4 protein-coding genes are annotated in these 4,039 nt (G+C 45.1%); 1 reads left to right on the top strand and 3 read right to left on the bottom strand.

The window, feature by feature from the left end:
• From V7D75_RS14340 to V7D75_RS14350, 3 genes are all read right to left on the bottom strand, one after another.
• On the bottom strand, positions 1 to 942 hold a 942-nt coding region (locus tag V7D75_RS14340; RefSeq protein WP_333615109.1), incomplete at its 3' end, for a M16 family metallopeptidase.
• Positions 943 to 1,034: 92 nt separating this feature from the next.
• Positions 1,035 to 2,534: a M16 family metallopeptidase gene (locus tag V7D75_RS14345; RefSeq protein WP_333615110.1), complete on the bottom strand. Its 1,500-nt coding sequence runs from the start codon at positions 2,532 to 2,534 to the stop codon at positions 1,035 to 1,037.
• Positions 2,535 to 2,645: 111 nt separating this feature from the next.
• Positions 2,646 to 2,798 (bottom strand): hypothetical protein, encoded by a 153-nt coding sequence (locus V7D75_RS14350; RefSeq protein WP_333615111.1) that lies wholly within the window; start codon positions 2,796 to 2,798, stop codon positions 2,646 to 2,648.
• A 360-nt stretch (positions 2,799 to 3,158) separates the two neighbouring features.
• Between V7D75_RS14350 and V7D75_RS14355 the strand changes: the two genes are divergently transcribed.
• On the top strand, positions 3,159 to 4,039 hold an 881-nt coding region (locus V7D75_RS14355; RefSeq protein ID WP_333615112.1), incomplete at its 3' end, for a signal recognition particle receptor subunit alpha.

The following is a 4,039-nucleotide window of genomic DNA, read 5'->3' on the forward strand; positions in this document are numbered from 1 at the left end:
AATATGTTGAGGCTGGGTTAGTGGCTTTGGTTCGGGCAGGGCCGCCGCCGCTTGACCCGCTGGCAAGTCTGCCGTTATTTCTTCCGCCAAATTTTTCGCTTGTGCCAAAGTCAAATTACCAGTCATGGCAAGCGACGCATTAGCAGCAACTAGATAGCGGTTTTTAAATTCAATCAAATGCTGTCTTTCAATATTGGGAACGCTTTCAAGCGTACCAACCGATGGATGCGCATAAGGATGGTCGCCATATAGCGCCTTGCTAAAGGCAATGCTGGCAAGGCTGCCGGGGTCTTGTTTTTGCTGCTGTAAACCGACCAGTAAGCGTGCTTTGTTGCGCGCTAAGATTTGTTCATCAAAGCGCGGTTCAGTGAGCATTTGGGTCATTAAATCAACGGCAGGCAGTAGATGCTTATCATCAGACAAGCTGCGCAACGAGACAATAAACATGTCTTTATAGGCGCTACTACCTAGATTGATACCCAAGGTTTCGACCGCCCGCGTAAATTCATTTTCATCTAAGCGTTTGGAGCCTTGCTCAAGCATCGTCGCGGTCATATTGGCAATACCAAAGCCTGACTGACTGATACTGCCATCACGGGCGCTACCGGCATTAAAGCGCAAATCGATATCAACGATGGGCAGAGTAGTCGTCCGCACGAAAAGCACAGGAATACCGGCTTTGGTCTTAAAGCTCTGAATCTTTGGCACCGTGACTTCTAAAGGTTTGGCATTATCAAGGCTACTTAGTTTAGTGAGAGCGGCAATAGGCGCGCTGGTATCGACAGCGGCTGCGGGCGTGCGAGCATCTTCGCCACCTACCATATCGGCCTGCGCGATAGTAGTTAAGCTCATCATACCTAAAAAAATACCTACACTTAGATGAGGCAGCTGCTTAAAGTTAGTTAAGAATTTGGTTTTCTTAAGAAAAGGTCTTTGAGTCATGTTTTTCTTCTTATTCATAAGGTCATAAGGTCATAAGGTCATAAGGTCATAAGTATTGAGTTTTTTCTAAAAAAATTGGCTAGCCTATTGTGTTATTTGGCCTTGCTTACCGTCTCTTTTTGAGCAGCCTCTCTGGGCGGGATAATATGCATGACCGTTAAATTATCTTTGACCAAATACTTTTTACTTGCCGCTTGGATATCCGCAATGGTTACGCTATCAAGCTTGGTTGGTAATTTAGCAAGTAACCTATCATCAAGACCGATAGATTGCAGCGAGCCAATCATACGCGCCTGACCTTCCATACTATCCTGTGCGTATACCAAGCCGGTGACAGTATTGGTTTTGGCGCGCTCGATTTCATCGGCAGCAATCGGGTCGGTCGATAGCTTATTAATCTCATTGATAATGGCTTGTTGTGCCTGCGCTAAACTGACGCCTTCGCGCGGGGTTGCTTGTATCAAAAACAGCCCATCACCGCGATCGAGCAAGTCATAAGAGGTACCAACTGTGGTCAGCAGTCCTTGCTCGCGTACCAGCCTGCTCTCGAGACGTGCTGATAGACCACCATCTAATACATCTTGCGCAAGCGACAGCGCATACGCTTGCTTCTCATTATTAGCGCCCGCTGTTACCAGACTGGGCACGTTATAGCCCATCAGTAAAACCGGCACTTGTACCGCTTGCTCAGACTCTACCTGCTGATAACCGCGAAAACCCTTTTGTGTGACTGCAGGACGCTTAGGTAACGCGCTTGGTTTTAGCTCCCCAAAATAGCGTTTGACCTGCGCTAATACGTCGGTTGGCTCAACATCGCCGACGATAACCAAAGTGGCGTTATTGGGTGCGTACCATGTTTTGTACCAGTCTTTTAAATCGTTAAGGGTGATTGATTCAAGCTCATTCATAGGGCCAATGACCGATTCGCCTTTTGGACTGTTTGGTAATGCCAGCAGTCGAAATGATTCATAAGCTTTGGCAATCGGATTGTCATCCGTACGCTGACGACGCTCTTCCATGACCACTTGATGCTCTTTGGCAAATGCTTTGTCATCAAATATTAAGTTTTTCATGCGATCCGCTTCTAGCTCTAACGCTAATGGTAAGCGATTGGCAGGGAATAGCTCGTAATAACCGGTAAAATCGTAACTGGTAAAGGCATTATTGACGCCGCCAAATTTGGCAATCAAACGCTCATAATCGTCGCTTGATACATCAGCGGTACCTTTAAACATCATATGCTCAAGCACATGAGAGATGCCGCCTTTATCGAGAGGCTCATCTGCTGAGCCGACACGATACCAAATCTGTGTCATGACCACAGGCGCGCGGTGGTCTTCTTTGACCACTATCTTTAAGCCATTTTCGAGCTGGTATTCATGGCGACCAGACATATCCATGGTCAGTGCTGAAGGTTGCTCAGTGTCTTTAACCAGCTGGTTTTTATTTACCACATCTGTGGTCGTAGTATTTTTATTTTTAGCGACTTCACTCGCCGAAGAAACTGCGCTCGTTTGGCAAGCCGCAAGGGTAGTCGCCATCGCTAAAGCGCAGGCAAGGCGTAAAGAGATAGTAGGTAAAGATGATGGCATGATAGGTTCTACTTATATAAAAGGTAGCTGATAAGTGACTGAGTGGTAAAATGAGAATGGCGTATATTTATGATTGGATGAATATATCTATTTATGACAAACATAACGCCATTATAAAGACTTGTGCGCCCCAACCATGACGGTAGCAGTCGGTTTAAATTCTTGTGTAGTGCTACAGCCAGTTGAGGACAACGCGATAATAGTAAAAAGCAAGGCGGCGCCCATTTGGGTCATTTTTTTATAATCGTTCGATAGTGATAACATAGGTCGTTTCCAATATAAGTGGCCAAAAAAAGCAAATGAAATAGGGTGGTATAATCATGCTAAGGGTAGGCGAAGTTTGCCCTATCAAAGGTCAGATTTTTGTGTCCAAACCTTAAGCGAAACTTGCTTAGCTAGTTATAAGATTTATAAACCTATCATTAGGAAGGTTATTCTTAATTAGTAAGCGTTTTACTATGAATTTATGGGTTTTTATAATTTAACCATGCTCTGCGATGCTAAAGGCTAAGCGCGGCTTGAATTATGCTAAACTAGGCTAAAAATAATCGTCCGTTAATCATCAAAGGCGGGCGGCACATCATTTTAAAAACTACTGATAATGATAACTTTTAGGGCAAGCTTATGAATAATCCCAATAACAGCAATCGTGTGGTCATCAACCTCGACGGCGGTCTTGATGATTTGGATGACGACGATATTACCTTACCCAGTCTGCCGGCGCAATCGGTGCATATCATCGAGGAGTCTGAAGATACTTCACTTACCGATACAGCGGCAGACCTACCACTAGCGACGCCGATTATTAAGACAGAAAAACAAAGCCCCGCTGCAAATACTATAGAGGGTACTGTAGAAACAACGGCAAAAAGTGCTACAAATACTGCTGCGTCGCAGTCTACAACTTCAATTCCTACGATGCCTTTGCAAGATCATCTGGGCGATAGTGCGAGCGTCACCTCTAAAAATAATGATAGCAGCGCTATTGATAAAGCAAAAACTGAGTTACAGCAGCCGGCAACAGCGCCAGAAGAGTCGCAACAGTCAGAACAGACTGAGGAAAATAAGAAAAAAGGCAGCTGGTTTAATCGCATGAAGACGGGGCTGAGTAAGTCACGTAAAAATCTTGCCGAAGGGATGGTTAGTATCCTTATCGGTGGCAAAGAGATTGACGATGAGCTCTTAGAAGAAGTGGAAGACCAGCTGTTGGTCGCTGATATCGGCGTCAATGCCACCAATCGTATTATTAAGAGCCTGACTGAGCAAACCGCCCGTGGCGATTTGATTTATGCCCATTCATTATATAAAGCACTGCAAACTGAGCTGGTCGATATCTTAACGCCAAAAGTTGCGCCACTTATCATTGATACCAGTAAAAAACCTTTTGTTATCTTAGTAGTAGGCGTCAATGGTGTTGGTAAAACGACGACTATTGGTAAACTTGCTAAGCGCCTGCAAGGTGAAGGAAAGTCTGTCATGCTAGCGGCTGGCGATACCTTCCGTGC

It is taken from the genome of Psychrobacter sp. (assembly GCF_036731945.1).
GTDB lineage: Bacteria > Pseudomonadota > Gammaproteobacteria > Pseudomonadales > Moraxellaceae > Psychrobacter.